Origin of the sequence: Streptomyces sp. NPDC005408 (assembly GCF_040606445.1) — a bacterium.
Classification (GTDB): Bacteria; Actinomycetota; Actinomycetes; order Streptomycetales; family Streptomycetaceae; genus Streptomyces.
The window spans coordinates 1-4,324 of record NZ_JBEXEX010000119.1 but is presented as its reverse complement, the minus strand read 5'-3'; the positions used below and the strand labels follow the sequence as shown (position 1 = coordinate 4,324).

Here is a 4,324-nt window from a genome sequence, read left to right as displayed (position 1 = left end):
ACGCAGCGTGGGGGCACCTCCCGTGCCCGAAGGGCTACGGGGGAGCGCGCACCAGGGCACGCGAGCCCGGCAAGATCCGAACGACAGGCCCTAGCGCTGATAGCGCGCCAGCACCAGATTTCCGTCCCTCACCAGCCGTTTCTCCAGCTCATCCCTGTCGATCGCGCCGCTGTAGTACTCCTGCAGCGCGGGCGTCGCCACCTTGTCCTTCCACTCCGGATAGCCACGCACCGCCTGCGCGGGCGCGGACCGCAGATCGCGCGCGAGCGCCGCGCCCGTCGCCCAGCCGTCCTTCGCGGTGTGCAGCGCCGGGTCGGCGAGCGCCTGGGTGCCGGTCGGCAGCATCCAGTCACCCTTCGCCAGCCGCACCATGTTCGGCGGGCGCAGCATGAAGTCGATGAACTGCGCCGCCTCCTTCTTGTACGGGCTGTCCTCGGCGACCGAGAGAGTCTGCGGGCTCACGCCCTGCGCCGGGCCTTCGGGTCCTGCCGGGGCGGGCAGCACCGTCCACTCGAAGCCCTTGGGCGCCTGCTGCACGATCTGCTGCCGGTACGAAAAGCCCAGCGGGACCATGGCGTACTTGCCGCCGAAGAGTCCGGGCAGTGTGTCCGAACCACCTGTCCCCAGGGTGGTGCGGGACGCGCTCTTGTCGGTGTTGACCTGGTCGTGGATGGTTCCCGGCACCACCGCGTCGCCGTCCGTGAACTCGATGGTGACCTTGCCGTCGTCGCCCCGGTGGAAGAGCTGCCCGCCCGCAGAGAGGCCGAGGTTGAGGGTGACGGAGACCGGCTCCTTGAGCGGCCAGGCAACGCCGTACTTCCCGTCCCCCATCTTCTCGGTCAGCGTGTTGGTGATCTGCCGGAACTCCCGCCAGCTCCAGGGCTTCTCGGCCGTGGGAACACGGACCCCGGACGCGTCGAGGATCTTCTTGTTGGCGATCAGGACGCGCGGCTCCTGGAGGAAGGGGACGCCATAGATCCCCTTGCCGAAGGTCGCCGTCTCCCAACTCCGTTGCGGGATGTCGGACGTGAGGCGCTCGGGCAGCAGCCCGCTCAGATCGGCGAGATAGCCGCCGTACGCGAAGTCGGCGAGGTCGTCGGAGGCGTCATGGATGATGTCCGGGGCCTCGCCGCCCTCGAAGGAGGTCAGCAGCTGGTCATGGACGCTGTCCCAGCTGCCCTGCACGTACTGGACCTGGATGTCGGGATGGCTCGCATTCCACTCCTTCACCAGCTCCTTGTTGGCGTCGACGGACTCCTTCTGCCAGGCCAGGGACTGGAAGCGGAGCGTGATCTGCCCGCTGGAGCCGCCGTCTTCGCCGCCCGAGCATCCGGTCAGCACGAGGGCGAGCGCGGCGGCTGCGGCCGTCAGCATCCGTACACGCATCAGGACTTCACCGCCCCGGCCAGCATCCCGCCCGTGATCCGCTTCTGGATGATCGCGAAGATGACCAGCGAGGGGATCGTCGCCAGGAACGCGGCAGCGGCGAGCGGTCCGAGGTCGGCGACGCCCTCCGCGCCGAGGAAGTGGGTGAGGACGACCGGCAAGGTCTGCTTCTCCGGGGTCTTGAGCAGGACGAGCGCGAAGAAGAACTCGTTCCATGCGGTGATGAACGCGAACAGCGCGGTCGCGACGATGCCGGGTGCGAGCAACGGTGCGGTGACCGATACGAGGGTGCGGGCCTTGCCCGCGCCGTCGACGGCCGCGGCCTCCTCCAGTTCGCGCGGCACTGCTCGTACGTAGCCGACCAGCATCCAGAGCGCGAACGGCAGTGACCACACGACGTACACCATGATCAGGCCGAACAGGGTGTTGATCAGATGCAGGTTCTTGAGGATCAGGAACAGCGGAATGATCACGAGGACGAACGGGAACGCCTGGCTGACCACGACCCAGCCGGTGGCTGCGGTGGAGAGCCTGTTGCGGTTGCGGGCCATGACGTAGGCCATGGGCGTCGCGATCACCACGGCGATGAGCGCGGCGGCGATGGCCGCGATCAGGCTGTTGCCCGCGGCCCGCAGGAGCGGCTGCTCGTCGAAGGCCTGGCGGAAGTTGTCGAGGGTGGGGTCCTTGGGGATCCAGGTGGGGTGCAGGGAGCCCAGTTCGCGCGGGGGCTTGAAGGCGGTGGAGATCAGCCAGAGGAAGGGAAACGCGAGGAAGACGAGGTAGCACAGCAGCGCGAGGTACTGGCCGGCGCGGCCGGATCTGCTGGTGCGCAGTGCCGTCACGTCTCATCGCCTCCTTTGAGCCGTCCTACGAGATGGAGCGCGAGCATGACGGAGATCACCGCGACCATGACGCAGCCCATCGCGGCGGCGTAACCGAACTGGCCGTAGCGGAAGGCCTCTTCATAGGCGAACAGCATGGGAAGCCGGGTGCGTCCGCCGGGTCCGCCGTTGGTGAGCACATAGACCAGGGCGAACGAGTTGAAGTTCCAGATGAAGTTGAGCGCGGTGATGGCGAGGGCGACGGGTTTGAGGGCGGGCCAGGTGACGGTGCGGAACCGGCGCCAGGCGCCCGCGCCGTCGAGGGCGGCGGCCTCGTGCAGTTCGTACGGGGTGTTCTGCAGGCCTGCGAGAAGCGCCACGGTGGTCTGCGGCATGCCCGCCCAGATCCCGACGACGATCACGGCGGGCAGGGCGGTGGCGATTCCGCTCAGCCAGTCCCGTCCGTCTCCGAGGCCGAGATCGCGGATGGTCTCGTTCAGGATGCCCGCGTCGGGGTTGTAGACGAGCCGCCACATGATGCCGACGACGACCTCGGGCATGGCCCAGGGAATGATCGCGAGCGCGCGGGCCAGCCAGCGGAAGCGGAGGTTCTGGTTGAGCAGCAGGGCGAGGCCGAGGCCGAGCGCGAACTGGGGGACGGTCACGCCGACCGCCCAGAGCAGGCCGATCCTGAACGAATCCCAGAAGAGGGTGTCGTGGAGCAGGTCCTGGAAGTTGAGTGCGCCGATCCACTGGGTGGGCTCGGTGCGGCCCGCCTGCGAGTCCGTGAAGGCGAGCGAGATGCCGTAGAGGAGCGGGACAACGCTCAGTACGAGGATCGGAATCAGGGCGGGCAGTACGAGGAACCAGGCCCCGTGGTCGAGTTGCTTTCCCGGCCGCGGCGTTCCGGGCGGCCGCTTTCCGGACGGCCTCTCGGACCGCGGCTCTGCGGTCGCCAATGTCACGGATTCGACTCCCTCAGTCCAGGTCAGGCCGCCTCGGCGGCCCCGTCATCGTGCTGACGGTCCGTCGGTTCGTCAAGCCAACCTGCAAGGATGCGAGACTTTGTCGCCATGGATGAGACACGAGCACGCGGCGTCCTGGCCGCCGCGGGACTGCCGGTCGGGGCGACGCTGCTGGCGCTCGGCGAGAACGCGGTGTTCGGGGCGGGCGAGGTCGTCGTCAAGATCGGCCGCGACGCGGAACTGCTGGCGCGGGCGGAACGCGAACTGGCCGTCGGCGCCTGGCTGGCGGAGTCGGGCGTCCCTGCGGTCCGCCCGGCGGAACCCAAAGCGCGCCTGGTGGAAGGCCATCCCGTGACGGTCTGGCACCGGCTGCCGGACGCGGTACGGGCGGCGGAGCCGGCGGATCTTGCGGATCTGCTGCGTCTCATTCACGCCCTGCCCTCGCCTCCGTTCTCCCTTCCGCGGCGGGAGCTGCTTGACGGTGTCGAGCGATGGCTGCGGCTGGCCGGGGACGCGATCGACCCGGCGGACGCGGCGTATCTGCGCGAACGCCGCGACGGTTTCGCGGCGTCGGCGTCCGCGCTGACGCCCCACCTCCCACCGGGCCCCATCCACGGCGACGCACTCCCCCGCAACGTCCATGTGGGCCCGGACGGCCCGGTCGTGGTGGACCTGGAGACCTTCTCGGAGGACCTGCGCGAACACGACCTGGTGGTCATGGCGTTGTCGCGCGACCGGTACGGCCTTGCGCCGGAGGCGTACGAGTCGTTCACGCGGGCGTACGGGTGGGATGTGCGCGAGTGGGAGGGCTACGGGGTGTTGCGGGGCGCGCGGGAGACGGCGAGCTGCGCGTGGATGGCGCAGCATACGCCGTCGAATCCGGCGGCGCGGGAGGAGTTTGCGCGGCGGGTGGCGTCACTGCGGGAGGGGGCGGAGGGGGTCCGCTGGTACGCGTTCTGAGGTTTCCCCTACCCGCCCTCCCCCAGACTCCGTCCGGGGGACCCCCAACCTCCCCTCAAACACCGGCCGGGCTGGATGTGCGGCTCGGCCTAGGGCCTGTCGTTTGGATCAGGCCGGATCAGTGAGCGGGGTCTGGTGCGTGCGATCGCAAGGCGGAGGAAGGAGCCGACGCGGAGCGTCGGCGACTGACGA

At 69.3% G+C, this 4,324-nt stretch carries 4 protein-coding genes; 1 reads left to right on the top strand and 3 read right to left on the bottom strand.

Annotated features, from left to right (window positions below):
• Window positions 1–90 precede the first annotated feature (90 nt).
• From ABZS64_RS39055 to ABZS64_RS39045, 3 genes are read right to left on the bottom strand one after another with little or no spacing between them, the layout of a single operon-like run.
• A complete protein-coding gene (locus ABZS64_RS39055; RefSeq protein ID WP_355839938.1) occupies window positions 91–1,386 on the bottom strand; it encodes an extracellular solute-binding protein in 1,296 nt (431 codons plus the stop codon).
• Window positions 1,386–2,228 carry a carbohydrate ABC transporter permease gene (locus tag ABZS64_RS39050; RefSeq protein WP_355839936.1) on the bottom strand — a complete coding sequence of 281 codons (843 nt, stop codon included), beginning with the start codon at window positions 2,226–2,228 and terminating at the stop codon, window positions 1,386–1,388. The genes ABZS64_RS39055 and ABZS64_RS39050 overlap by 1 nt, the downstream gene beginning before the upstream one ends.
• Window positions 2,225–3,172, bottom strand: a complete 948-nt coding sequence (locus ABZS64_RS39045) for a sugar ABC transporter permease (RefSeq protein ID WP_355839934.1) — start codon at window positions 3,170–3,172, stop codon at window positions 2,225–2,227. Before ABZS64_RS39045 ends, ABZS64_RS39050 begins: the two co-directional genes overlap by 4 nt.
• A 108-nt stretch (window positions 3,173–3,280) precedes the next feature.
• On the opposite strand from ABZS64_RS39045, the gene ABZS64_RS39040 reads away from it, so the two are divergent.
• Window positions 3,281–4,132 carry an aminoglycoside phosphotransferase family protein gene (locus tag ABZS64_RS39040; RefSeq protein WP_355839932.1) on the top strand — a complete coding sequence of 284 codons (852 nt, stop codon included), beginning with the start codon at window positions 3,281–3,283 and terminating at the stop codon, window positions 4,130–4,132.
• Window positions 4,133–4,324: the final 192 nt, after the last annotated feature.